Annotated in this window: 22 protein-coding genes; 14 read left to right on the forward strand and 8 right to left on the reverse strand. The window is 69.7% G+C overall.

The features are described 5' to 3' along the window. Positions 1 to 6: 6 nt before the first annotated feature. Positions 7 to 276, reverse strand: coding sequence for a hypothetical protein (locus tag HWX62_RS11890; RefSeq protein WP_175928172.1), 270 nt, complete (start codon positions 274 to 276; stop codon positions 7 to 9). Here HWX62_RS11890 and HWX62_RS11895 point away from each other — a divergent pair. Continuing rightward, the gene (locus tag HWX62_RS11895) at positions 191 to 1,837 is read left to right on the forward strand and encodes a glycoside hydrolase family 32 protein (RefSeq protein WP_175928384.1); all 1,647 of its coding nucleotides are present in this window, start codon (positions 191 to 193) and stop codon (positions 1,835 to 1,837) included. The two genes, HWX62_RS11890 and HWX62_RS11895, sit on opposite strands and share 86 nt — an antisense overlap. 70 nt (positions 1,838 to 1,907) lie before the next feature. Here the strand turns inward: HWX62_RS11895 and HWX62_RS11900 are convergent, their stop codons facing one another. Together HWX62_RS11900 and HWX62_RS11905 are read right to left on the reverse strand one after the other, a co-directional pair. Beyond that, on the reverse strand, positions 1,908 to 2,657 hold the full coding sequence (locus HWX62_RS11900) for an SDR family oxidoreductase (RefSeq protein WP_175928383.1): 750 nt from the start codon (positions 2,655 to 2,657) through the stop codon (positions 1,908 to 1,910). Positions 2,658 to 2,779: 122 nt separating this feature from the next. Next, entirely contained in the window at positions 2,780 to 3,697 is a 918-nt protein-coding gene (locus HWX62_RS11905; RefSeq protein WP_175928382.1) for a LysR family transcriptional regulator, read from the reverse strand. Between the two features lie 165 nt (positions 3,698 to 3,862). Here HWX62_RS11905 and HWX62_RS11910 point away from each other — a divergent pair, with 165 nt between their 5' ends. The 3 genes from HWX62_RS11910 (at position 3,863) to HWX62_RS11920 (ending at position 6,307) form a co-directional block, all read left to right on the forward strand. Next, complete coding sequence (locus HWX62_RS11910) at positions 3,863 to 5,344, forward strand: PLP-dependent aminotransferase family protein (protein WP_175928381.1); 1,482 nt, start codon at positions 3,863 to 3,865, stop codon at positions 5,342 to 5,344. A 95-nt stretch (positions 5,345 to 5,439) separates the two neighbouring features. Continuing rightward, positions 5,440 to 5,877 (forward strand): carboxymuconolactone decarboxylase family protein, encoded by a 438-nt coding sequence (locus HWX62_RS11915; protein WP_175928380.1) that lies wholly within the window; start codon positions 5,440 to 5,442, stop codon positions 5,875 to 5,877. A 10-nt stretch (positions 5,878 to 5,887) separates the two neighbouring features. Further along, the gene (locus HWX62_RS11920; protein ID WP_175928379.1) at positions 5,888 to 6,307 is read left to right on the forward strand and encodes a cupin domain-containing protein; all 420 of its coding nucleotides are present in this window, start codon (positions 5,888 to 5,890) and stop codon (positions 6,305 to 6,307) included. Positions 6,308 to 6,415: 108 nt separating this feature from the next. Here the strand turns inward: HWX62_RS11920 and HWX62_RS11925 are convergent, their stop codons facing one another. Continuing rightward, positions 6,416 to 7,633: a porin gene (locus HWX62_RS11925; RefSeq protein ID WP_175928378.1), complete on the reverse strand. Its 1,218-nt coding sequence runs from the start codon at positions 7,631 to 7,633 to the stop codon at positions 6,416 to 6,418. A gap of 481 nt (positions 7,634 to 8,114) precedes the next feature. Next, positions 8,115 to 9,182 (reverse strand): phytoene/squalene synthase family protein, encoded by a 1,068-nt coding sequence (locus HWX62_RS11930; protein ID WP_175928377.1) that lies wholly within the window; start codon positions 9,180 to 9,182, stop codon positions 8,115 to 8,117. Positions 9,183 to 9,555: 373 nt separating this feature from the next. Between HWX62_RS11930 and HWX62_RS11935 the strand changes: the two genes are divergently transcribed. Beyond that, positions 9,556 to 10,701, forward strand: a complete 1,146-nt coding sequence (locus tag HWX62_RS11935) for a glycerophosphodiester phosphodiesterase (RefSeq protein ID WP_175928376.1) — start codon at positions 9,556 to 9,558, stop codon at positions 10,699 to 10,701. Positions 10,702 to 10,774: 73 nt separating this feature from the next. Here the strand turns inward: HWX62_RS11935 and HWX62_RS11940 are convergent, their stop codons facing one another. Then, positions 10,775 to 12,400, reverse strand: coding sequence for a rhodanese-related sulfurtransferase (locus tag HWX62_RS11940; protein ID WP_175985141.1), 1,626 nt, complete (start codon positions 12,398 to 12,400; stop codon positions 10,775 to 10,777). Positions 12,401 to 12,506: 106 nt separating this feature from the next. After that, positions 12,507 to 13,073 carry a cysteine dioxygenase gene (locus HWX62_RS11945; RefSeq protein ID WP_175928374.1) on the reverse strand — a complete coding sequence of 189 codons (567 nt, stop codon included), beginning with the start codon at positions 13,071 to 13,073 and terminating at the stop codon, positions 12,507 to 12,509. A 17-nt stretch (positions 13,074 to 13,090) separates the two neighbouring features. On the opposite strand from HWX62_RS11945, the gene HWX62_RS11950 reads away from it, so the two are divergent. Further along, entirely contained in the window at positions 13,091 to 14,065 is a 975-nt protein-coding gene (locus tag HWX62_RS11950; RefSeq protein WP_175928373.1) for a LysR family transcriptional regulator, read from the forward strand. Positions 14,066 to 14,144: 79 nt separating this feature from the next. Here the strand turns inward: HWX62_RS11950 and HWX62_RS11955 are convergent, their stop codons facing one another. Further along, the gene (locus HWX62_RS11955) at positions 14,145 to 15,500 is read right to left on the reverse strand and encodes an acyl-CoA dehydrogenase family protein (RefSeq protein ID WP_175928372.1); all 1,356 of its coding nucleotides are present in this window, start codon (positions 15,498 to 15,500) and stop codon (positions 14,145 to 14,147) included. 244 nt (positions 15,501 to 15,744) lie between these two features. Between HWX62_RS11955 and HWX62_RS11960 the strand changes: the two genes are divergently transcribed. The 8 genes from HWX62_RS11960 to HWX62_RS11995 all read left to right on the forward strand — a co-directional run bounded on the left by HWX62_RS11960 (position 15,745) and on the right by HWX62_RS11995 (position 23,840). Next, the gene (locus HWX62_RS11960; protein WP_175928371.1) at positions 15,745 to 16,830 is read left to right on the forward strand and encodes an LLM class flavin-dependent oxidoreductase; all 1,086 of its coding nucleotides are present in this window, start codon (positions 15,745 to 15,747) and stop codon (positions 16,828 to 16,830) included. 23 nt (positions 16,831 to 16,853) lie between these two features. Further along, entirely contained in the window at positions 16,854 to 17,693 is an 840-nt protein-coding gene (locus HWX62_RS11965; protein WP_175928370.1) for a class II aldolase/adducin family protein, read from the forward strand. Between the two features lie 31 nt (positions 17,694 to 17,724). Beyond that, a complete protein-coding gene (locus tag HWX62_RS11970) occupies positions 17,725 to 18,759 on the forward strand; it encodes an ABC transporter substrate-binding protein (RefSeq protein WP_175928369.1) in 1,035 nt (344 codons plus the stop codon). 4 nt (positions 18,760 to 18,763) lie between these two features. Next, the gene (locus tag HWX62_RS11975) at positions 18,764 to 19,861 is read left to right on the forward strand and encodes an ABC transporter permease (RefSeq protein ID WP_175928368.1); all 1,098 of its coding nucleotides are present in this window, start codon (positions 18,764 to 18,766) and stop codon (positions 19,859 to 19,861) included. Further along, a complete protein-coding gene (locus HWX62_RS11980; protein WP_175928367.1) occupies positions 19,855 to 20,676 on the forward strand; it encodes an ABC transporter ATP-binding protein in 822 nt (273 codons plus the stop codon). Before HWX62_RS11975 ends, HWX62_RS11980 begins: the two co-directional genes overlap by 7 nt. 50 nt (positions 20,677 to 20,726) lie before the next feature. Further along, on the forward strand, positions 20,727 to 21,908 hold the full coding sequence (locus HWX62_RS11985; protein WP_175928366.1) for a cytochrome c: 1,182 nt from the start codon (positions 20,727 to 20,729) through the stop codon (positions 21,906 to 21,908). A gap of 33 nt (positions 21,909 to 21,941) precedes the next feature. Next, positions 21,942 to 22,895, forward strand: coding sequence for an ABC transporter substrate-binding protein (locus HWX62_RS11990; protein WP_175928365.1), 954 nt, complete (start codon positions 21,942 to 21,944; stop codon positions 22,893 to 22,895). 78 nt (positions 22,896 to 22,973) lie between these two features. After that, positions 22,974 to 23,840, forward strand: a complete 867-nt coding sequence (locus HWX62_RS11995; RefSeq protein WP_175928364.1) for an MOSC N-terminal beta barrel domain-containing protein — start codon at positions 22,974 to 22,976, stop codon at positions 23,838 to 23,840. The last annotated feature ends 36 nt before the right edge of the window (positions 23,841 to 23,876 follow it).

The raw sequence follows: 23,876 nt of genomic DNA on the forward strand, positions 1-23,876 counted from the left end.
GCGTAATCAGGCCGAACCACGATAACGATCGTCGATCAAGGCACGAGGTTCAGGAGGCGCGTATCGCGCGTGTCGCGTGTGCGCCTCCTCTTTTTCTTTCGACTTTCCATTTTTGACCTTGCGCATCTCGTCTTCGCAGGCGGTGTGCGCCCTGTCCTTTCCCGCTTCGCCCGACGAAGCGCCCGACCGCATGAAATCGACGTCTTTCCGCTGTTCCGTCCGGCTCGTTCGGCTGCTGTTCGCCTGCATGGCCTGCATGGCCTGCGCGCAGGCCATCGCCGCTCCGTGCCGTACATCGGCCGAAATCGGCACGCCGCAATGGCGGCCCACCCTTCACTACACGCCCCAGCGCAACTGGATGAACGATCCGAACGGGCTCGTCTACGCGAACGGGCGCTATCACCTGTTCTATCAGTACAACCCGCTCGGCAACGACTGGGGCAACATGTCGTGGGGGCACGCGACCAGCACCGACCTCGTCCACTGGCGCGAGCAGCCGGTCGCGATGCGCGCGAACGCCACCGAGGAAATCTTCTCCGGCTCGATCGTCGCCGATACCCTGAACACGTCCGGTCTCGGCACACCGGGCCACACGCCGCTCGTCGCGCTTTATACGAGCGTCTACAAGCCCGGCTCCGGTCACGCACCCGGCATACAGGCGCAGTCGCTCGCGTACAGCCTCGATCAGGGCACGACCTGGCAGCCGTATGCGCGTAACCCGGTGCTGACGCTCGATCCGGAATCGAAGGAATTTCGCGACCCGAAAGTGTCGTGGTATGCGCGGGGCGGCTACTGGTTGATGACGACGGTCGTCGCCGATGCGCAGGTCGTGAAGCTCTATCGCTCCGACGACCTGATCCACTGGTCGTTCCTGAGCGACTTCACGCTGCCGGACATACCACATGCGGGCGCGCTGTGGGAGATGCCCGACCTCATACCGCTGCCGCTCGACGACGATCCGAAGCGGATCAAGTGGGTGATGATCGTCAACGTCAACCCGTGGTCGATCGCGGGCGGTTCCGGTGCGATGTATTTCGTCGGCGACTTCGACGGCCGCACGTTCGTGCCCGACCGCGTCGCGCCCGCCGGCTCGGATCCCGCCCAATTCCGCTGGGTCGATCACGGCGCCGATTTTTATGCGGCCGGCACGTTCTCCGGCGCGCCGGGTGCGCGGCCGGTCGCGATCGCATGGATGAGCAACTGGGATTACGCGTCCAAGGCGCCGACCAGCCCATGGCGCGGCGCGACCACCCTGCCGCGCGAACTGTCGCTGAAGACGATCGACGGCGAGCCGACCCTCATCGTCGCGCCGGCCGCGGCGTTCGATGCATGGGCCGACGGCCGGCCCGCCGTGCATGAAGGCGACGTCGCGGTCGACTCCGCTACGCGCGTGCTGTCGGCCGCGACGCGCGGCGTCGTCCAGCGCATCACGGTGACGATCTCGCCGCAGCGTGCCGCGCGCGCGGGCCTGATCGTCCGGCGCTCGGCCGACGGCTCGACCGGCACCCGGATCGTGTACGACACGGCGAAACGCACGCTGACGCTCGACCGCTCGCAATCCGGCGAGGCAAACTTCGCCGGCACGTTCAGCCGCGAGCACATCGTCGATCTGCCGCTCGAACATGGGCAACTGCGGCTCGAAATCGTCGTCGATCGCGGGTCGGTCGAAGTATTCGCGAACGGCGGCCGCGTGGCGCTGACGGACCTGATTTTCCCGCCGCTCGATGCGGATCGCGTGGCCGTGTTCGCCGAGCAAGGCAGCGCGACGTTCGCGGGGTTGACGGTGACGCAGTTGAAAACCGGCGACGATACGCGCGGCGCCTGTGCGGCCCGGTAGGTGCAGGTGACGGGGAGGCGCTCGCCCGGCACCTCATTGGCGCCGGGTACGCTCCCCGGCGCCTCGCCCCTCAGAGCAACCCCATCCCGCCCGACGCGATGATTTCCGCGCCGACGATGAATGCGGATTCCGGCGCGCTCAGGTGCAGCACCGTCGACGCGATTTCGTCCGGCGTGCCGAACCGGCCGATCGGCACGAGGCCCTTGATCTTGTCGGCCGTCGCGTCGAGCGTCGCCGCGTCGAACCCGAGCTTGCCGTACAGCGGCGTCTGCACGGGCCCCGGACTCACCACGTTCACCCGCACGCCTTGCGGCAGCAGCTCCGTCGACAGTGTCTTCGCGAACGAATTGACGGCCGCCTTGCTCGCCGCGTACACCGACGAGCCGGGCATCCCGACATGCGCGTTGATCGAGCCGTTGATCACGATCGATGCGCCGCGGTTCAGCAGCGGCACGAGCGACTGGATCTGGAAATACGCGCCCTTCACGTTGGTGTCGAACACGAGATCCCACATCGCTTCGTCGCTGTCGGCGAACGGCGCGAGTTTCGCGACGCCCGCGTTGACGAATACGGCGTCGAGCCGCACGCCGGCGGCGGCGAGCGCGTCGGCCAGCGCGCGGGCCGACGCGACGCTGCCGGCTTCGTTGCGAATCGCCAGCGCGCCTTCGCCGAGCGTTTGCCGGGCGGCTTCCAGCGTTTCGGCGTCGCGCCCGGTGATGATGACTCGCGCGCCTTCGGCCGCGAATGCGCGGGCAGCCGCCAGGCCGATGCCGCTGTTGCCGCCCGTGACGAGGACCGTCTTTCCTTCGAAGCGTTGCATGATGTTCTCCTGTGAACCGGTGAGTTGACCGTGAACACAGGATGCGCGCGGCGCGCGGCGTTGCCGTACGACGGGCGCGACGGACATGTTCGAAAACGTCGAACATGTTGGTGTGCGTGCGCTCAGCCGATCACGTCGATCCCGTCGAGCAGCCGCTGCGCGAGTCGCGGCTCGCGCAGTTGCTCCAGCCACCATTGCAGCGCGCGGCCGTCGCGGTCGCCGTGCCACGCGACGTACAGCAGGTTCGGCTCGCGCGCATCGGCCGTCTGCTTCTCGACCAGTTCGCCGCGCGCGAGCAGCGACGCGACGCGCCGGCGCGGCACCCAGCCGACGCCGAGCGCATCGCGCTGCGCGAGGATCTTCGCGCGCATCGACGGCACCGCGAGCACGGCCTGCCCGCCGAGCAGGCCATACGCGCGGCCGGCCGCCCGTCGTGACGAATCGGCGACGACGACCGACCGGTGCGCACCGATCGCGTCGCGTGTCAGCACCCCGCGCGCGGACCCCAGCGGATGGCGCGGCGACACCGCGAACACCCAGTCCATCGCGCCGAGCTCGAACCACTTGAGGCCCGGAATTGCGGGCGGCTCGTTGGTCGCGCCGACGACCAGATCCGCGCGGCCGTCGCGCAACGCTTCCCAGGTCCCGCCGAGCACCTCGTGCGTGAAGCGCAGCGACACGCCCGAATCGAGCGCGTCGAAGGCGCGGACGACCGGCAACAGCGTATCGAACTCCAGCACCTCGTCGCTGACGATCCACAGCCGGTCCTCCCAGCCGCTTGCGACCTGCCGCACGCGCTGCGTCAGCCGCGCGACGTCGAGCGCGAGCCGCGCCGCCTCGTCGGCCAGCAATTGTCCGGCCGGCGTGAGCTGCAACCGGTAGCCGCGCCGGTCGAACAGCAGCGCGTCGAACCGCGTTTCGAGCTGGCGCGCCGCATGCGACACCGTCGACGGCGCCTTGCCGAGCCGCGCGGCGGCACGCGACAGGCTGCCGGTGGCGCGGATCGCGTCGAGCAGCGCCAGTTCGTCTTCGGACAGCATGAGGTGGCTCCACGGTGAGGTTTGTGGTGGATCGTAAGGCAGCAGCGCTCGGCGGTCCAATCGCGCGATGGCGGCCGCGCCCGCCTGCCGCGAACGGCCGCCTGCGTGGTCGACTTCCGGTATGCTGATCAAGGCGAAATCCCAGGAATCAAGGTAACCACTGCGATGGACATCGCGATCCGCATCGAAGGCCGTCACGATCTGACCGGGCAAATCTTCCGGCAATTGCGCACGGCGATCGTCGACGGGCGTCTCGAAGGCGGCGCGCGGCTGCCGTCGACGCGCGACCTCGCGAAGCAGCTCGGCGTGTCGCGCAAGACGACGCTCGACGCGTTCGAGCGCCTGGTGGCCGAGGGCTACCTGACTACACGCGCCGGCGACGGCACGTTCGTCGCCGATGGCCTCGCGCGTGTGCCTGCCGCGGCGACGTCGGCACCGTCGATCGCCGACGAGCGGCCGCGCATCGACGCGGTCGATGCGCGCGCGCTGTGGAACGACCTGCCCGACGCGCTCGCGATGCCCGCGCCGCAGGATTCGCCCGGCTTCGACTTTCGCGGCGGCGTGACCGACAAGACGCTGTTCCCGTTCGACGCATGGCGGCGCTGCCTGCATCATGCCCTGCGCCAGCAGGCGCGCGGCCGCGGGCAGTACCACGATCCGGCCGGCGATCCGCAGTTGCGCGGCGCGATCGCGCGATACGTCGCATTCAGCCGCGCGGTCGCCTGCAGCTGGGACGACGTGCTCGTCACGCAAGGCGCGCAACAGGCGCTCGACCTGCTGGCACGCGTCGTCGTGCGGCCGGGCGACGTCGTCGCGGTCGAGGATCCCGGCTACCCGCCCGCGCGCGCCGCGTTCGCGTCGCTCGGCGCGACGGTGATCGGCGTGCCGGTCGACGCGCACGGCCTCGTCACGGAACGGCTGCCGGACGACGCGCGGCTCGTGTACGTGACGCCGTCGCACCAGTTCCCGCTCGGCATGCCGATGACGCTCGAGCGCCGCGTCGCGCTGCTCGAATGGGCGCAGCGCCGCCGCGCGGTGATCATCGAGGACGATTACGACGGCGAATTCCGCTTCGAAGGCCGGCCGGTCGAATCGCTGAAGAGCCTCGACCGCACGGGCCTCGTCGCGTACGTCGGCACGTTCTCGAAGACGATCTTTCCCGAGCTGCGGATCGGCTACGCGATTCCGCCGCGCGCGCTGCGCGGCGCGCTGGCCAAGGCGAAGCAGATCGTCGACTGGCACACGTGCACGCTGACGCAGGCGGCGCTCGCACGCTTCATGCACGACGGCGACTTCGCACGGCACCTGAAACGCGTGCAGAAGCACTACGACGCGCGCCGCAAGATGCTGATCGCGCACCTGCGCGGCGAACTCGCGCCGTGGTTCGACGCGATCGTGCCGACCGCCGGCATCCATCTCGCCGCCCGCCTGAAGCCGGGGCTCGACGAAGCCGCCCTGGTCCGCGCGGCGCGCGCGCAGGACATCGGCCTGTACGGGATCTCAGCGTTCCACGTGGGCGTGCCGGTGCGCGCGGGGCTGCTGTTCGGCTATGGCGGGATCGACGCGCTGCGCATCGACACGGCGCTCGCGAAGCTGGCGCGGTTACTGGATGCCGACCTCGCGGGCGAGTCGTCACTGGTTACCTGAATTTCCATGAAATTGGTTATTCAAGCAGGCCAGTACGCGTCCTAAAGTGGGTCCTGTCGCGCCGCCCTGGCGCTACCTACCGAAAAGGACCTGCCATGCAACCGCGTCTGAACTTCTATGCCGCCAGCCCGAATGCGATCAAGGTGATGCGCAACGCCGAGGAATTCCTCGCGAAGAGCTCGATCGAGAAGCCGCTCGCCGAGCTCGTCCGCCTGCGCGCATCGCAGATCAACGGCTGTGCGTTCTGCGTCGACATGCACACCGCCGACGCGCGCAAGGGCGGCGAAACCGATCGCCGTCTCGCGACCGTCGTCACGTGGCGCGAAACGCCGTTCTTCACGGAGCGCGAACGCGCGGCGCTGGAATGGACCGAGGCGTTGACGCTCGTGGCCAGCAGCCATGTGCCCGACGCCGTCTGGGAAGCCGTGAAACCGCACTTCACCGACGAGGAACTGTTCGACCTGTCGATGCTGATCGCGACGATCAACTCGTGGAACCGCTTCGCGATCGCGTTCCGCAAGATGCCCGAGTAAGGCGGCGACGATGATCCGCTCCCCGCTCCAGCGCGCCGCGCTATCCGCCGGGCTCGCCCTCGCCGCGGCGCTGCCGGCCGCCGCCCGCGCGCACGACGCCGGCGACAACGTGCACGCGATCATGCGGCAGGCCGTGCCGGAAGCGCCCGGCAAGCATGTCGTCGTCGCGACGGTCGACTATGCGCCCGGCCAGGCATCCGAAGCGCACCGGCATCTCGGCTCGGTGTTCGCGGTCGTGTCGAAAGGCGAAGTGCTGTCGCAGGTGAACGACGGCCCGCTGCGCCGCTATCGCGCCGGCGAAGGCTGGTACGAGCCGCCCGGCTCGCGCCATCGGGTGTCGCGCAACGCGAGCGCGACCGAGCCCGCGCAACTCGTCGTGTTCGGGCTGACGGGCGAGCATCAGCCGCTGAAGTCGCCGATCGATCAGTGATCCGATGCATCGCGATGCACGCAGCAACGACGTAAACGAAAAAACCGGCCCGAAGGCCGGTTTTTTCATACCGCATGCAGTGAGCGGCGCTCGCGCGCCGCGCGACATTTAGAAGCGGTGGATCAGGCCGACACCAACGCCGATCTGGTTCTGCTTCGAACCTGCGCCCACGCCGTCGCCGATCGAGGTCGTTGCAGCGATGATACCGCCGGTCGGGGTAATCGTGTTGCCGCTCGCGTGCTGGTAAGCCTCAACTGCGTACAGACCCGTGCGCTTCGAGAGGCTGTAGTACTGCGACACCGTAACCTGGTGGTACTTGGCCGAGCTCGACACGCCGTTCGACTGCGTTGCAGCCGTGTACGAGTAGCCTGCCGCGAAGTCCCACTGCGCCGATGCCTTCCAGTGCAGCACGGCGCCAGCCGTGTTGAAGATCGCCGTGTTCTTGAAGCCCGAACCCGTACCCGGGACGTACTGGACATTCGAGTACGAAGCCGAGATGTCCCACGACGGGGTGAACTGGTAACCCGCCGTCACGGCGATACGCTGCTGCGACTGCGCGAACTTGTAGCCGTTGTTGATCGACGACACGGCCTGTTCCGCACCGTTCCCGTTCGCATCCAGACCGTTCTGCGCGGTCGAGTTCGCGCCCCACACACCGCCGCCGAGCGTCGAGTTGTTGACCTTCTGGTAGCCGACCGCGATGCCTGCCGGGCCGTTCAGGTACTGGATCGCCGCGCTCCACGTCGAGCCGCGGTTCGTCGCGCCTGCGACGCCGCCGAACGAGTACGAACCGCCGACCGTGAAGCCGTAGAATTTCGGCGACATGTAGACGAGCGAGTTGTTCGCGCGGTAGCTGGTATCCAGCGAATCGATATCGCCCGGGTGCGCGCCGTAGTAACCCGTCAGCCAGGTCGTCGGGCTGTACGGCGACAGCAGCGTGTAGTACGCGGTGTACTGGCGGCCGGCCGTCAGCGTACCGTACGTGGCGTTGGTCAGGCCAACCCATGCCTGACGCGTGAAGATGCCGTTGGTCCACTGCGACGAGCCGTTAGCCGTGTTGACGCCGGCTTCCAACTGGAAAATCGCCTTCGTGCCGCCGCCCAGATCTTCGCTGCCCTTCAGGCCGAAGCGGCTGCCTGCCCACACGCCGGTGGACATCTGCACCTTCGAGTGACCACCCGAGGTCGCGCCGACTGCCGACGAATTGTTCTGCCAAGCGATACCGTTGTCGACGATACCGTACAGGGTCACGCTGCTCTGGGCGTGGGCGGCGGTAGCGGCTGCGAGACCCACTGCCGTCATGGCGAAAGCGACGCGCTTTTTCATTGATTCTCCGTCCTCAAAGAATGATTTCTTTTCTGGTGTGGTTTTATGACTGACACATGTGCGAGTACATGCCGACGCGATTCTGACGGATTACCGATTGTTTCCCAACATGTGCAGTCGGTCATCGTATGATCGACGCAACGCGCGGGTTCACCAAACGGTTACATGGCACCTCGAAACGCATGTGTGGCGGGCGTCTCCGGCATTTGCCGGTGAAAACCCTAGCTTTACATTTTTACGGGTGCCACGCGGCCGTCCGATGTCGTCAGACGCCTTCGGCAAAAATTCATCTTACAAATGCGCGATCGGAGCTGACGCCGCGATTCACGCCGCCGCGCAGGATCGCCGACGTTCATGACACCCACATTTCGAGACACGAAATCATGAAAACGTTTTTAGCCGGCGTGCCGGAGACCCGCCGCGAACGGCCCGGCGAACGCGGGCCGGAAGGCGAAGCCGGCGCCTGTCGCGCCGGCGATCTTCAGGGCTGCGACACGGGGCGCGCGAGCCGCGCGGACACCGCATCGGCGAGCGCGGTCAAGCGCGCGCGGATCGCCGTGTTCGAGCCGACCAGCGCGAGCGACACGGCCATGATCCGGTAGATGCGCTTTCTCGGCACCTTGGCCGGCGTCACCGGGTCGAGCCACGCAGCGTGGCCGGCCAGCAGCTCGAGCGTTTCGAGGCCGATCATGATCGGCCACAGGCAGGCGAGCCGCAGCCGCACGAACCGGCGCGGGATCGCGAGCGTATACAGGCAGGCGTCGCGATACTGGTCGAGCGCGACGCGCAGCAGGTCGACCAGCACGCCGCGCGCGCGCGCCGAGGCTTCCGGCCGCATCAGGTCGGCCACGACGAGCCCGTGCGCGCGCAGCACGTCGTCGGGCAGGTAGCAGCGGCCGATGCGCAGGTCCTTCGCGCAATCGCGCAGGATGTTGGTCATCTGCAGTGCCTTGCCGAAACGGATACCCTTCTCCCGCATGGCCGCCAGATCCCAGCCGCGCGCGGCGCGCGTGTGCGCCGCCGTCATGTCGGTCCAGAACTCGCCGACGCAGCCGGCGACGAGGTACGTATAGCGGTCGAGCATGTCGCGCGTGGGCAGCGACGCGACCTGCCCCGACTGCTCGTCCGGAAACGTGCGCAGGTCGAATTCCATCCCCGCGGTGAGCGTCGCGACGACCTTGCGGATCGACGCGCGATCGGCCTCCGGCTGCGCGCGCAGCAGCGCGAGCATCGGCTCCATCGAGCCGAGCAGCACGTGCTCGTGCGAATCGGTCTGCATCCGCGTCACGTCCTCGAGCGAACGCGACAGCGCCGCGCCGTCGCCGAGCCGCTCGATGTCGTCGCGCAGGTCGGTCAGCAGCGCCGCGCGGCGGTCGGGCGCGACGAGCGCCGTATCGGCGATCGTGTCGGCCGCACGCGCGAGCAAGTACGCGAGGCCGACCGGGTCGCGCATGCCGTCGGGCAGCACGCGCAGCGTCAGGTAGAAGGAGCGGGAAACGTTCTTCAGCAGTTCGCCGAGCAGATAGGCGGGATCGGTATGGGTCGTCATGAGTCGGGAAAAAACCGGCCGGCGCGGGGCCCGGGCACACACGGGCGCCGGGCGCCCGCGCCGGCCCGCGAGTCGCCGCATCGTCGCGCCGGGCGGGCGTCGGCCCCGCCGCGACGATGCAAAATTCCCGCAAGTTTAGTGCATCCGGCGCGCGGGTTCGCCGAGACGGCCGGGACGCGGCGTGCGCCCGCCTGCCGTCGCTCGCGCCGCCGTGCCCGTCGCCTCGTCAAAACGGAACGGAAAGGTCTAAGTAATACATATGTAATTATTCGATGCGACGATCGCGCACCGCTCGTTTCCGCGTAGCCCGGCGCCCATGCCGGGCCACCGGCGCGAACGCCCCTTTCCGACTCCGTTTCGAAGGTTCATCGACATGCTCCTCAAGCGCCCGACCTCCCTGCGCTCCGTCCCGTTCGCCTGTGCCGCCGCGTGCCTGCTCGCCGCGTGCGGCGGCGACGACGATCTGATACGCGACCCCACCCAGCCGATTTCCGCGAAGGTCCAGGTGGTCGGCCATCGCGGCGCGAGCGCGCTGCGTCCCGAACATACGCTCGCGTCGTACCGCAAGGCGATCGAGGACGGCGCGGACGTGATCGAGCCCGACCTCGTGTCGACGCGCGACGGCGTGCTCGTCGCCCGCCACGAGAACGAGATCTCGGGCACGACCAACGTGTCGACGCTGCCGCAGTTCGCGAGCCGCAAGGCGACCAAGACGATCGACGGCACGCAGTTGACCGGCTGGTTCACCGAGGATTTCACGCTCGCCGAACTGAAGACGCTGCGGGCCCGCGAGCGCATTCCGCAGGTGCGCCCCGCCAACACCGCGTACAACGACCAGTTCGAGATTCCGACGTTCGACGAGATCGTCGCGCTCGCGAAGCAGATGTCCGCGCAGACCGGCCGCACGATTCACCTGTATCCGGAAACCAAACATCCGACCTACTTCCAGTCGATCGGCCTGCCGCTCGAGGATCGCCTCGTCGACGCGCTGCTGAAGGATGCGTACACGTCGCGCACGGCGACCGTCTACATCCAGTCGTTCGAAGTCGCGAACCTGAAGACGATCCGCAACCGGATCAAGTCGAGCCAGCCGAACTGGAAGCTCGTGCAGTTGATGGACGAAGCCGGCCAGCGCCCGTACGACTTCGTGAAGGCGAACGACACGCGCACCTACGGCGACCTGTCGACGCGCGACGGCATGCGCGAGATCGCGACGTACGCGAACGGCGTCGGGCCGTACAAGACGTCGATCATCGCGGTCGCCGCGGACGGCACGCTGCAGCAGCCGACGCCGTACGTGCGCTACGCGCACGAGGCCGGGCTCGTCGTGCATCCGTACACGTTCCGGCCGGAGAACAACTTCCTGCCCGCGTCGCTGAAGGACGGCGGCACGCCGGCCACGCGCAACACGGCCGGCTCGGTGCGCGAGATCCAGGCGTACCTGCGTGCGGGCATCGACGGCTTCTTCACCGACGATCCGGCCGTCGGCCGCACGGCCGTCGATACGTTCCAGCGCTGACACGAAGCGCCGGCACGCATCGCGACCGGGCGCCGCGCACGATGCACGCGCCGCGCCCGATTGCACGTACCGGTCAGATCACGTTGAAGTGGTGCGTGCCGTCCCGCTTCAACTGGTCGACGAGCCCGTATTCCCAGTCGAGATACGCCTGCATCGCGGCGGCCGCGTTGTCGGTGCCTTCGTACGGGCGCCGGTAGCGGTCGACGCGCGGCGACACGAGACGGGTCTCGCCGCTCTCCAGCGGCAGCCCGGCGTCGATCCACGCGGCCGTGCCGCCGGTCAGCACCCGGATGTCGGCCGACTCCGGCAGCAGCGCGCGCGCATCGTCCGCCGCGAACCGCGCCAGCAGGCTCGATCCGCATGTGAACACGTAGCGCTTCGCGGGCGGAATCGCGGCCAGCGCGTCGCGCAACTGCGCGCGCACGGCAAACCATGCGCCCGGGATGTGACGCTTCACGTAGTTCGCGCTGGCCGTCACGTCGACGATCGCGAGCTCGCCCGGCGCGGCTTCCCTCAACCAGCCCGCGAGCGTCGCGGGCGACACGTCGGTCGCGGGCGGCGCCGCCGGCACGTCGCGCGACGGCTGGCCGCGCTCGACGAATGCCGCCGTACCGGCCGGTTCGACGACGCGCACGTCCCAACCCATCTGCGCGAGCCACGATGCGGTCATGTCGGCGCGCACGCCGTCGTCGTCCGCCAGCACGATCCGCGCGCCGCGCACGGCCGCGTGATGGTCGGTCTCCTGCACGAGCTGGCCGCCCGGCGTGCTCAGGAAGCCCGGCAGGTGGCCGGCTTCGTATTCGTCGGGCGTGCGCACGTCGAAGCGGTACAGCGTGCGGCCCGGTTCGTCGAGCGCGGCGACATCGGCCAGCGCGATGCGCGGCACGCCCGCGCGCTCGGCCACCGCGCGGGCGGCCCGACGCGCTTCGTCACGCTGCGTCGCGTCGATCGCGTCCGGAAAGCGGCGCGCCGCGCCGCGCTCGAGCGTCTGGCCGGCCAGCGTCCAGCCGATCGTGCCGTTGCGCAGCGCGGCGACCGGATTCGGCAGCCCCGCGTTGACGAGCGATTGCGTGCCGATGATGCTGCGCGTGCGACCCGCGCAATTGACGATCACCTGCGTGCGCGGATCGGGCGCGAGCGCGCGCACGCGCAGCACGAGTTCCGCGCCGGGCACGCTCGTCGACGTCGGGATGTTCATCGTCTGGTATTCGTCGAAGCGGCGCGCGTCGACGATCACGACATCGGCCTTCGCATCGATCAGCGCCTGCACCTCCTGCGCGGACAGCGACGGCGTATGGCGCTCGGCCTCGACCCATTCGCCGAACGACTTGCTCGGCACGTTCACGTCGATGAACAGTTCGCCGCCCGCCGCGACCCAGCCGGCGAGGCCGCCGTCGAGCAGCCGCACGTCGGTGTAGCCGAGCCGCGCGAGCGTCGCGGCCGCGCGCGGCGCGAGATCCTCGCCGCCCGCTTCGCCGAACACGACGATCGGCGTGTCGCGGCGCGGAATCCGCGTCCACGCGTCGAGTTCGAGCTTCGACAACGGAAAGTTGGCGGCCCACAGCGGGTGGCCCTGTGCGTACGGATCTTCTTCGCGTACGTCGATCAGCGCGATCTCGTCGCGGGCCAGCAGGCGCGCGCGTACGTCCTGGTACGACGCGACGGGAAAGCGGGAAGTGGAATCGGCGGATTGCGTCACGATGTCTCTGGGTTGAATACGTTGAAAGTCGGTGAAGAAAACGGAACGGATCGAGTCTCACCCTGCCGGCGCGCACCTGCAACGGGCCGCGCGAGCAGGCGTGGCGTCAGGCATTCGAATAGCCCGACACGAACGGCTTCACGGTACCGTCGTCCAGGTACACCGCACGCTCGACCTTGCCGATGTTCGCACCGTACACGTGGATGCTGATCGATACGCGGTCGGCGAATGCGTTGGTCACGCGGTGCACGTCGCCGATGCGCGGCGACACGGCCTCGACCTGCCCCGGCCGCAGCCGCACGGCGTCGCCTGCGGGCACCGGCCTGCCGGCCGCGTCGAACCGGTACGGCTGCGAGAACTCGCCGCCGCGCAGCATTCCGATCAGCCCCCATACCGTGTGATCGTGGATCGGCGTCGTCTGGCCGGGCCCCCACACGAAGCTGACGACCGAGAAGCGCTCGTCCGGGTCGAGATGCAGCAGGTACTGCCGGTAGCGCTCGGGATCGGGCTGCGCGAACGCGTCGGGCAGCCAGTCGTCGTGTTCGACGAGCGCGGCGAGCAGCGCGCCGCCCTCGTCGAGAATGCGCGCCTCGTTCGCGCCGGACGCGAGCAACGCGCCCAGACCGTCGACGAACGGACGCAGCGGCGTCTGTTGCAACGAAAGCGTACTCATCGGCCGTCTCCTCGAATATGATGCCGAATATGATGGATCGTCATGATGCACCTGAAAGACCATGCAGAACAAACATGAAAATTAGCGATATCGACGCTTTTGCAGCGGTCGTCCGCTGCCAGACGCTGAGCCAGGCCGCGGCCGAGCTCGGGATGACGCAGCCCGCGATCACGCGGCGCGTCCAGAATCTCGAGGAAGCGCTCGGCGTAACGCTGCTCGACCGCAACACGAAGCCGCCGCGCCCGACCGACATCGGCCGGCAGGTGTTCGAGCAGTGTCGCGCGATCCTGCGCGAGGTCGATGCCTTGCGCGAGCTGACGGCCGGCCAGCAGCCGCCCGCCGGCGAATTCCGGATCGGGCTCACGCAGGGGCTCGGCGAGCTGATGCTGCCGGCGCTCATCGCGGATCTCGCCGCGCAGTGGCCCGCGCTCGCGACGCAGGTCACGACCGCATGGGGCGGCCTGCTCGTCGAACGCATCGCCCGCCGCGAACTCGATGCGGCGCTCGTCTTCCTCGCCCGCGAAATGGTGCTGCCGGCGCAGGTCGAGGGTGAACGGCTGCTGGCCACGCGGCTCGTCGCGGTCGGCCGCAAGGGCGACTGGCCGCGCCGCAGCTACCGGCTCGCCGATTGCCATGCGCGCGGCTGGGTGCTCAATCCGGACGGGTGCGGCTTCCGGGCGGGCCTCCGGCGCGCACTGGACGCGCAGGGCCTGCCGATGCCGGTCACGCTCGATGCGTACGGCCGCGACCTGCAACTGCAGAGCGTCGCGAACGGCTTCGGCCTCGGGCTGATGCCGCTGCCGCTCGTCGAAGGCAGCCCGCTGCGCGATGCGCTCGACATCGTGCCGCTCGCCGATTTCAAGCCGCAGATCGACCTGTGGCTGCTGCGCCGGCACGATGCGGCGCGCTTCGATGCGCCGCTCGCGGCCGTCGCCGCGCATGCGCGCACGGCGTTCGCGCTGCCCGAGCGATCGCAGGACAAGGCCGCTTAACGACGCAGAGGAAGCCGAGGCAGCCGCGCGGCGCCCGGCTCGATCCGCGCCGTTTTCGCGCACGGCAACCCGGCCCGGCTCACGCATCGCGTCGAACGCGTTCGATCCCGTTGCGTGACGTTGCGTCCGCCTGCGCGTGCGTCGCCCCGCGCGTCGCGTCGAGCGCCGCCCGCCCCGCCGCTATCGCGATCGCATCGTCCTGCGGCGTATGCACGCGGCTGCACAGCACGTCGCGATAGTGGCGTTCGAGCGGATTGCCGCGGCTCAGCCCGTGATTGCCCGACAGCTTCAGCGCTTGCTCGACCGTGCGGATCGCGTGTTCGGTCACGGTGCGCTTGACGAGGCCGCTGGTCGTCACCGACGGCGCGTTGCCCGCATCGGTGCGCGCGATGTGATCGTCGAGCAGCACGCGGTTCGCGTGCAGCCAGCCCTCGATTTCACCGACCGCCTCCTGCACGCGCGGCAGTGACGCGAGCGGTGCGCCCAGCCCGCTCGGCGCGCGCGTCGTCGCGAATTCGACCAGCCAGTCGCGCGACGCGCGCGCCACCGCGTCGTACAGGCTGCCGAGCAACGCGACCATCCACGCCTGCTGATCGGCCTGCGCGTCGGCATCCGCGTGCGTGGCAGCCGACACGGCCCACGCGTCCGGCGCACGCACGTCGACCGCATGATCGGCCGGCAGCGGCACGTCGTCGAACACGACTTCATGGCTGCCCGATGCGCGCAGCCCGAGGTGATTCCAGCTTTCGATCACGCGGATGCGGGCATCGCCGGCCTCGGGGTCGCGCGGCACGAGAAACACGCCGACGCGCGGCGCCGGTTCGTCGGTGCGCGCCCACACGGCCAGCCAGCGCAGCGCCGGAATCCCGGTGCTGTAGAGCTTGTGGCCCGACAGCCGCCAGCCGTCGCCGGCGCGGCGCGCAATGGTGTCCGGCAGCCCGCCGCGCGACGGCGAACCGAGCGCCGGCTCGACGCGCAGCGCATTGATCAGCGCGCCGTGCGCGACCGCGCTGTCGAACACCGCGCGCCGCATCGGCGCCGGCCAGCGGTTGTCGGCGCGGCCGAGCGCGCGATGCTGCAGATACGTCATCGTGAGCACCAGCGCGGTGGCCGGATCGGCCCGCGCGATGGCCGCGACGATCCGGCTCGCCTGCGCGAGCGTCGCCCCGGCGCCGCCATGCTCGCGCGGCACGACCTGCGCGATCAGCCCGGCACGATGCAGCCGCGCGAAGTTCTCGTGCGGAAACCGGCCGTCGACGTCGTTGCGGGCCGCATCGGCGGCGAGTTCGGGGGCGAGCCGATCGAGCAACGCGGCGAGGCGCGCGTCGTTCGCCTCGTCGCCGGCGTCGTCGGCGGCGGGTCGAGCGACGTCGGCAGGCAGGAGACGCAGCGCAGGCTGCTGTGGCGGCGAGGAAGCGGCAAGGCTGGCGGACATCGAAACGGATTCCCTGGGTAGGTCGAACACGGCGGCGAACACGACAGCGACGGCCCATACCGTGCCGACGCGCGCCCGATCATTCACGAGCCCACAGCGTATGCGCAACGCATGCGGCCCCAAACCATGCAAATCTGATATTCAAATCGGGATTGATTATTTCCATTCCGCATGATCGCGGCGTTAACCTGCGCTCCATTCCTGCCCGGCCGCGCGCCGGGACGTCCCTGCACCGGAGACCCAGATGAGCGTCGAATTCATCGGCATGATCCAGAGCCAGAAGCAGTCGGAAATCCACCCGGCATCCGGCCCCGTGGTCGATCCCGACTATGTGCGCGACTTCGCCCGCGCCCACGAAACGGCCGGCTTCGACCGGATCCTCGTGCCGCATCACTCGACCGGCCCGTCGGCGACGCTGACGATCGCGTTCGCCGCGGCCGCGACCGAGCGCATCCACTTCATGCTCGCGCATCGCCCGGGCTTCACCGCGCCGACGCTCGCCGCACGGCAGATCGCGACGCTCGACCAGTTCAGCCGCGGCCGGCTCGCGGTGCACTTCATCTCCGGCGGCTCGGACAGCGAGCAGCAGCGCGACGGCGATTTTCTCGATCACGACGCGCGCTATGCACGCACCGACGAATACCTGGGCATCCTGCGGCGGATCTGGACGGAAACGCAGCCGTTCGATCACGACGGCGCGCACTACCGGTTCAAGCAGGGTTTCTCGGAAGTGAAGCCGTTCCAGCAGCCGCATGTGCCGATCTACTTCGGCGGTGCGTCGGAAGCCGCGCTCGCGGTGGCCGGCAAGCACGCGGACGTCTACGCGCTGTGGGGCGAATCGCTCGACCAGGTGCGCGACCTGACCACGCGCGTGCGCGCCGAAGCCGCGAAGCACGGCCGCCAGGTGCGTTTCTCCGTGTCGTTCCGGCCGATCCTCGCGGCGACCGAGGACGAAGCGTGGGCACGCGCGCACCGGATCCTCGACGAAACGCGCCGGCTGCGCGAAGCGGCGGGACTCGGCGCCGGCGGCCCGCAGCAGAGCGAAGGCGCGCGGCGCCTGCTCGCCGCGGCCGAGCGCGGCGCGCGCGTCGACAAGCGGCTGTGGACCGAGATCGCGAAGCTCACCGGCGCGCGCTCGAATTCGACCGCGCTGGTCGGCACGCCCGAACAAGTCGCCGACGCGTTGCTCGACTACTACGACCTCGGCGTGACGACGTTCCTGATCCGCGGTTTCGATCCGCTGGAAGACGCGATCGACTACGGCCGCGAACTGATTCCGCGCGTGCGCAGCGCCGTCGCCGCCCGCGACGCGGCCCGCCGCGCCGCCTGAGTCCAACGGAGCCATACGCGATCATGTCCGCCGTCCTTTCGCCGTCCAACCGTACCGCATCGGGCCTCGTGCTCGCCGACACCCCGCGCCAGCATTTCTGGTTCGATCCGCCCGCGCCGCGCATCGACGTGGCTGCCGAGCGCCGCCACCGGCAGGAGCGGCTCGCGGCCGCGTTCCGCCTGTTCGCGCGCTTCGGCTTCGCGTCGGGCCTGGCCGGCCACATCACCGCGCGCGATCCGGAGCTGCCCGACCATTTCTGGGTGAACCCGCTCGGCGTGCATTTCTCGCAGATCAAGGTGTCCGACCTGCTGCTCGTCAACGCGCGCGGCGAAACCGCGATCGGCCAGCGGCCGCTGAACAAGGCCGCGTTCGCGATCCATGCGGCGATCCACGAAGCGCATCCGCACGTCGTCGCCGCCGCGCACACGCATTCGACCTACGGCAAGGCATGGTCGACGCTCGGCCGCCCGCTCGATCCGCTCACGCAGGACGCGTGCGTGTTCTATGAAGACCACGCGCTGTTCGACGACTTCACGGGGATGGTCGTCGACACCAGCGAAGGCGCGCGGATCGCCGATGCGCTCGCGAAGCCGGACGGCACCACGCACAAGGGCGTGATCCTGAAGAACCACGGGATCCTGACGGCCGGCCCGACGGTCGAGGCCGCCGCGTGGTGGTACATCGCGCTCGACAATGCCGCGCACACGCAGTTGCTGGCCGAAGCGGCCGGCACGCCGCAGCCGATCGATCATGCGACCGCGCGCCATACGCACGGCCAGATCGGCGGCCCGGACGGCGCGCTGCATGCGTTCGACAGCCTGTTCGCGCGCGTCGTCGCCGACGAACCCGATCTGCTCGACTGAGCCGTTCCGCCGCCACACCGGAGACCAGACCATGACCGAAACCACCGCACCCGCGCCCCACGACGCACACGACGACCAACGCCGCCGGCTGCTGCGCGCGGCCGGCGCCGCCGCGCTCGCCGTGCCGGCGATCACGCTCGGCCGCAAGGCGTGGTCCGCCCCGCCGCTGAAAAAGCTCACGTTCGCGTGGAACCAGAACGCGTTCTGCCTGACGCCGATCGTCGTCGCGCAGGAGCGCGGCTTCTTCGAGAAAAACGGGCTGCAGGTCGAACTGATCAACTACAGCGGCTCGACCGACCAGTTGCTCGAATCGATCGCGACCGGCAAGGCCGATGCGGCGGTCGGGATGATCCACCGCTGGCTCAAGCCGCTCGAGGCCGGCTTCGACGTGAAGATCATCGGCAGCTCGCACGGCGGCTGCGTGCGGCTGCTCGGCGCGAAGGCGGCCGGCGTCACGACGCTGCAGGCGCTGAAGGGCAAGACGGTCGGCGTCAGCGATCTCGCCGCGCCCGGCAAGCACTTCTTCTCGATCCTGCTCGCGAAGAACGGCGTCGATCCCGAGCGCGACATCACGTGGCGGCAGTATCCGGCCGACCTGCTCGGCGTTGCGGTCGACAAGGGCGAGATCCACGCGATCGCCGACGGCGACCCGAATCTCTACCTGCTCGAAAAGCGCAGCAACGGCGCGTATACCGAACTCGCGACCAACCTGTCCGGCGAGTACGCACGCAAGGTGTGCTGCGTGATCGGCGCGCGCGGCGACCTCGTGCGCAACGACCGGCCGGCGGCCGCCGCGCTCGCGCGCTCGATCGTGCAGGCCACCGAGTACACGCACGACAACCCGAACGAAGCCGCGAAGGTGTTCGCGAAGTATTCGCCGAAGATCAGCCCCGACGATCTGCGCAAGCTGTACGCGACGCTCACCTACACGCATCACCCGACCAACGTCGACCTGCAGCAGGAAATCGCGTTCTATGCGGACGATTTCCGCCGCATCAGCGTGCTGAAGAAGAGCACGGACCCGCAGCGCTTCGCGCAGCAGGTCTATGCCAACGTACTGGGATAACGCGATGTCGACGATCGAACACGCCTCCGCCGCCCGCGCCGTATCGGCTTCGACCGGCGCCGCTGCCAACGCGACGGCTTCCGCGCGCGCAGGCTGCACGACTTGCGAAGCCACGCTGGCCGCAGAAGCCCGGCGCGCGCGTACCTGGCCGGCCGGGATCGCCGCCGCATGCGCGTGGGCCGCGCTCGGCGCACTGACGCACCTGTGGCCGAACCGGATCGTCGGCTTCAGCGACTGGGCGTACACCGACACGTTCGGCACGGCCGCGTGGACGATCGCCGCGCTGCTGCTCGTCGCCGCGACGCTCGGCCATCTCGTTGCGGCGACCCGCAAGCGGCTCGCACGCATACGACCGGCCGGTCCGTGGCTCGTCGCGCTGCCGCTCGTGCTCGCCGCGTGGGAAATCGTCACCGCGAAAACCGGCTGGCTGCCGACGCCGTTCTTCGCGCCGCCGCAGGCGCTGATCGAGGTCTACGTCGACGACTGGCCGCGCCTCGCCGGCAGCGCCGGCAATACGCTGAAGCTGCTCGCGCTCGGCTTCGCGTACGGCGTCACGGTGGGCTTCGCGGTGGGCGTGTCGATCGGCTGGTCGCGCCGGATCGGCTACTGGGTGCATCCGGTGCTGCGCGTGCTCGGGCCCGTGCCGGCCACCGCGCTGCTGCCGCTCACGTTCTATTTCTTCCCGTCGAGCTATTCGGCCGCCGCGTTCCTGATCGCGCTCGCGACCGGGTTCCCGGTCGCGGTGCTCACGTGGTCGGGCGTCGCGAGCGTGAACAAGCAGTACTACGACGTCGCGCGCACGCTCGGCGCGAACGCACGCTTCCTCGTGCTGCGCGTCGCGATTCCGGCCGCGCTGCCGCACGTGTTCGTCGGCATCTTCATGGGGCTGAGCGCGTCGTTCACCGTGCTGGTCGTCGCCGAGATGATGGGCGTCAAGTCGGGGCTCGGCTGGTACCTGAGCTGGGCGCAGGGCTGGGCATCGTACGTGAACATGTATGCGGCGCTGCTCGTGATGGCGCTGCTGTTTTCCGGGCTGATCGCGCTGCTGTTCGCGCTGCGCGACCGTGTGCTCGCCTGGCAGAAAGGAACCGTCAAATGGTAAGCGCCGCCGTACTCGAACCGTCCGCTACCACTGTCGCCGCGCCCGCCGTCACGCCGCCGCGCGGCGCGCGCATCGACATCCGCCGCGTGAGCCATGCGTTCGACGGCCCCGGCGGCGCGCTGCCGGTGCTCGACGACGTGTCGCTGTCGGTCGCGGCCGGCGAATTCGTCGCGCTGCTCGGCCCGAGCGGTTGCGGGAAATCGACGCTGCTGCGCCTCGTCGCCGGGCTCGACGCGGCCCGGCAAGGGACGATCGCGCAGGACGGCGTGCCGATCGAGCGCCCCGATCCGTCGCGCATCGTCGTGTTCCAGGACCCGACGCTGTACCCGTGGCGGCGCGTGCGCGCGAACGTCGCGCTCGGCCTCGAAGCGCGCGGCGTGGCGCGCACCGCGCAGCATCGCGTCGACGATGCGCTCGCGCGCGTCGGGCTGCAGGACTTCGCGAACGTGTTTCCTCATCAGTTGTCCGGCGGGATGGCGCAGCGCGTCGCGCTCGCCCGCGCGCTCGTCAACGATCCGCGCCTGCTGATCCTCGACGAACCGCTCGGCAAGCTCGATTCGCTGACGCGGCTCACGATGCAGGCCGAGCTCACCGCGTTGTGGCAGCGCGACGGGTTCTCCGCGCTGCTCGTCACGCACGACGTGGAGGAAGCGCTGTTCCTCGCGCAGCGCGTGATCGTGTTCGGGCCACGCCCGGCACGGATCGTCGCCGAGCTGCGCGTCGACCTGCCCTACCCGCGCCATCGCGGCGACCCGCGCCTCGCCGCATTGCGTCACGACGCGCTGCGGCATCTCGGGCTCGACGCGAGCTGGTAGATGCCGGGGGCCGTTCGACGTTCGACCGCGGTACGCCGGAGACGCGCGCGATGAACGCGCCGCCGTTCGCCGACTGGGCCATCGCGTTCCTGCAACTGCTGTATCGCATGCAAATCGCGTTGGTGCGTGGACTGCACGCGCTCGGCCTGACCGGCGACGCCGACGGGCAGGCGGCGTGGCCGTGGGCGCACCGCATCGCGCTCGAAACGCTGCGCATCGACGCGGGACTCACGCGACAGCTCGCGCTCGCCTGCGGCGCGACGGCGCTGGCCGTCGTGCTCGCCTGCATCGCGCTGGCTTCGCGCAAGCGGCGTGTCGCGTCGGCCGTCGCCGCGCTGGCCGTCGCATGGTGCGCGCCGTGGCCGCCTGCGTCGCTGTGGCTCGCGCCTGCCGTGCCGACGAGCTTCCAGCGCGATCCCACACCGTTTTCCGTCGCGAACGTGATGCGCGGCGCTCATCTGTACACGCAACATTGCGCGGCCTGCCATGGCGCGGACGGACGCGGCGAAGGCCCGCTCGCGGCCAAGCTCGCGCACTGGCCGCCGACCTTCGCCGGCGCGCTGCTCGCGCGTCGGCTCGACGGCGAACTGTTCTGGCGCGTGCGCCACGGCACGCAGGACGAGCACGGCGCGTCGACGATGCCCGGCTTCGCCACGACGCTCGGCCCGCAGGACACGTGGGCCGTGCTCGATTACCTGAAGGCGCTGGCCGCCGGCAGCGGCGCGCAGGCGGAAGGCGCGTGGCCGGTGCCCGTCCCGCTGCCGGCGCTCGACGTACAGTGCGGCAACGCCGCGCCTCAAGCACTCGAGCGCTGGCGCGAAGGCCAGCGCGTGCGCGTCGTCGCGCTCGCGCCCGGCGCGACGCCACCGCAGGAAGACCCGCGCTGGCAAACCCTGCTCGTCACCGAACGCGGCGCGCCGGTGGCGCCATCGACCGGCTCGCGTGCGAACTGCGTCGCGACGACGGCCGACGCGTGGCGCGCGTTCGCGACGATTGCCGGTGTCGCGCCCGATGCACTCGGCGGCACGCAACTGCTTGCGGATCGACGCGGCTGGCTGCGGGCGCGCGCGTTGCCGGGCAGTGTCGGCTGGTCGGATGCCGACCTGCTGTGCCGCTCGGATGCGTCCGTGCAGCCGACCGCGCGCGCCACGAGCGGCGACGCACTGACCGCGCTGCTGCTGCGCGTCGACCGGGAACCCGTGCGCGACGTACAGGCCGGGCTTGCGCATTGAATCCCTGAACCCTTCCTCCAACCGCACTTCACGATGAATCCGACCCGACGCCACTTCCTCGCCCAGGCGGGCGCCCTTGCCACGATCGCCGCCGCGCCGGCCGCCGTGCGCGCGCAATCGGGCGCCCGGCCGCTGCTGCGCGCCGGCGACCAGAAAGGCGGGCTGCGTGCGCTGCTCGAAGCGGCCGGCGAACTGAACGGCCTCGCATACGACATCGCGTGGACCGAATTCCCGGCCGCCGCGCCGCTCGCCGAAGCGCTGAACGCGGCCGCCGTCGACTGCGGGCCGATCGGCGACGCGCCGGTGATCTTCGCGCTGGCATCGGGCGCCCGCATCAAGGTGATCGGCGCGAACCGTTCCGATCCATACGGCACCGCCGTGCTCGTGCAACCCGACGCCGCGCTGAAAGGCGCGGCCGACCTGAAAGGCAAGCGCATCGGCACCACGCGCGGCTCGATCGGCCATTTCGTCACGCTGAAGGCGCTCGATGCGGCCGGCTTGCCGCCCGACGCCGTGTCGTTCCGCTTCCTGCCGCCGGCCGACACGATGCTGGCGCTCGCCACCGGTTCGATCGATGCGTGGGCGACCTGGGAGCCCTATACCGCGCTCGCCGAAACGAGCGGCCGCGCGCGCGTGCTGGTCAACGGCCGCGGGCTGTGGTCAGGCCTCAGCTATCTCGCGGCGACCGACGCGGCGATCGCCGCGAAGCGCGACGTGCTGCACGATTTCCTGCGGCGTGTCGTGCGCGCGCAGGCCTGGTCGTACCGGCACGCCGACGCATATTCGGCGGCGCTCGCGCGCATCATCGGCATTCCGCCGGCCGCCGCGAAGCTGCAATTCGAGCGCCGCGGCACGCGCTGGCTGCCGATCGACGCGACGGTGATCGCCGAGCAGCAGCGCACGGCCGACTTCTACCTGAAGGCCGGGCTGCTGCGCCAGCCGCTCGACGTGCGCACGACCTTCGACACGAGCTTCCCGCTTGCCTGAGAGGCGCGCGGCCGCCCGAACGGCTTCGGCACGATCTGGCACAATCGCGATTCGATCATCCCGCCTTCAGCCAGCGTCATGCCAGCCATCACCGCACTCTTCGTCTACCCGATCAAATCCTGCGCGGGCATCGCGCTGACGCGCGCGCAACTGCTCGAAACGGGCCTCGCGTACGACCGTCACTGGCTGATCACCGATCCGCACGGGCAGATGCTCACGCAGCGCACGCACCCGCGGCTCGCGCTGATCCGCCCGACGCTCGACGGCGATGCGCTCGTGCTGAACGCGCCGGGCATGCCGGCGATCCGCACGCCGCTCGATGGCGACGCAACGCCCGCCACGCCGAAGATGGCCGCGACCGTGTGGCGCGACACCGTCGACGCGATCGACACGGGCGTCGAAACGGCCGCGTGGCTCAGCGAATTCCTCGGCGTGCCGACGAAGCTCGCGCGCTTCGGCCCCGACACGCGCCGCGGCTGCAACCGCAAATGGACCGGCGAGATCGATACGCATACGCAGTTCGCGGACGGCTATCCGCTGCTCGTGATCGGCCAGTCGTCGCTCGACGACCTGAACGCGCGGCTTGCCGCGAAAGGCGCGCCTGCGATCCCGATGAACCGCTTCCGGCCGAACATCGTCGTGTCGGATCTCGACGCGTACGAAGAGGATTTCGTCGAACACCTCGACGCCGACGGCGACACGCCGGTGCGGCTGCGGCTCGTGAAGCTGTGCACGCGCTGCCCGATGCCGACGATCGACCAGGTTACCGGCGCACCCGATCCCGCATGGCCGCACGAGCCGACCGACACGATGCAGACCTATCGCGCGAACCCGAACTACGACGGCGCGCTGACGTTCGGCATCAATGCGATCGTCGTCGCAGGCGCGGGCGCGTGGCTCGAAGTCGGGCAACCGGTCGAAGCGGAGATCGGGTTCGGCGATTGAGCCGGACGGCGCCGCCCGTTCCCTTCGCGCCCCTTC

The sequence above is a fragment of the Burkholderia sp. BCC0506 genome (assembly GCF_902833145.1).
In the GTDB taxonomy this organism is placed as follows: Bacteria; Pseudomonadota; Gammaproteobacteria; order Burkholderiales; family Burkholderiaceae; genus Burkholderia.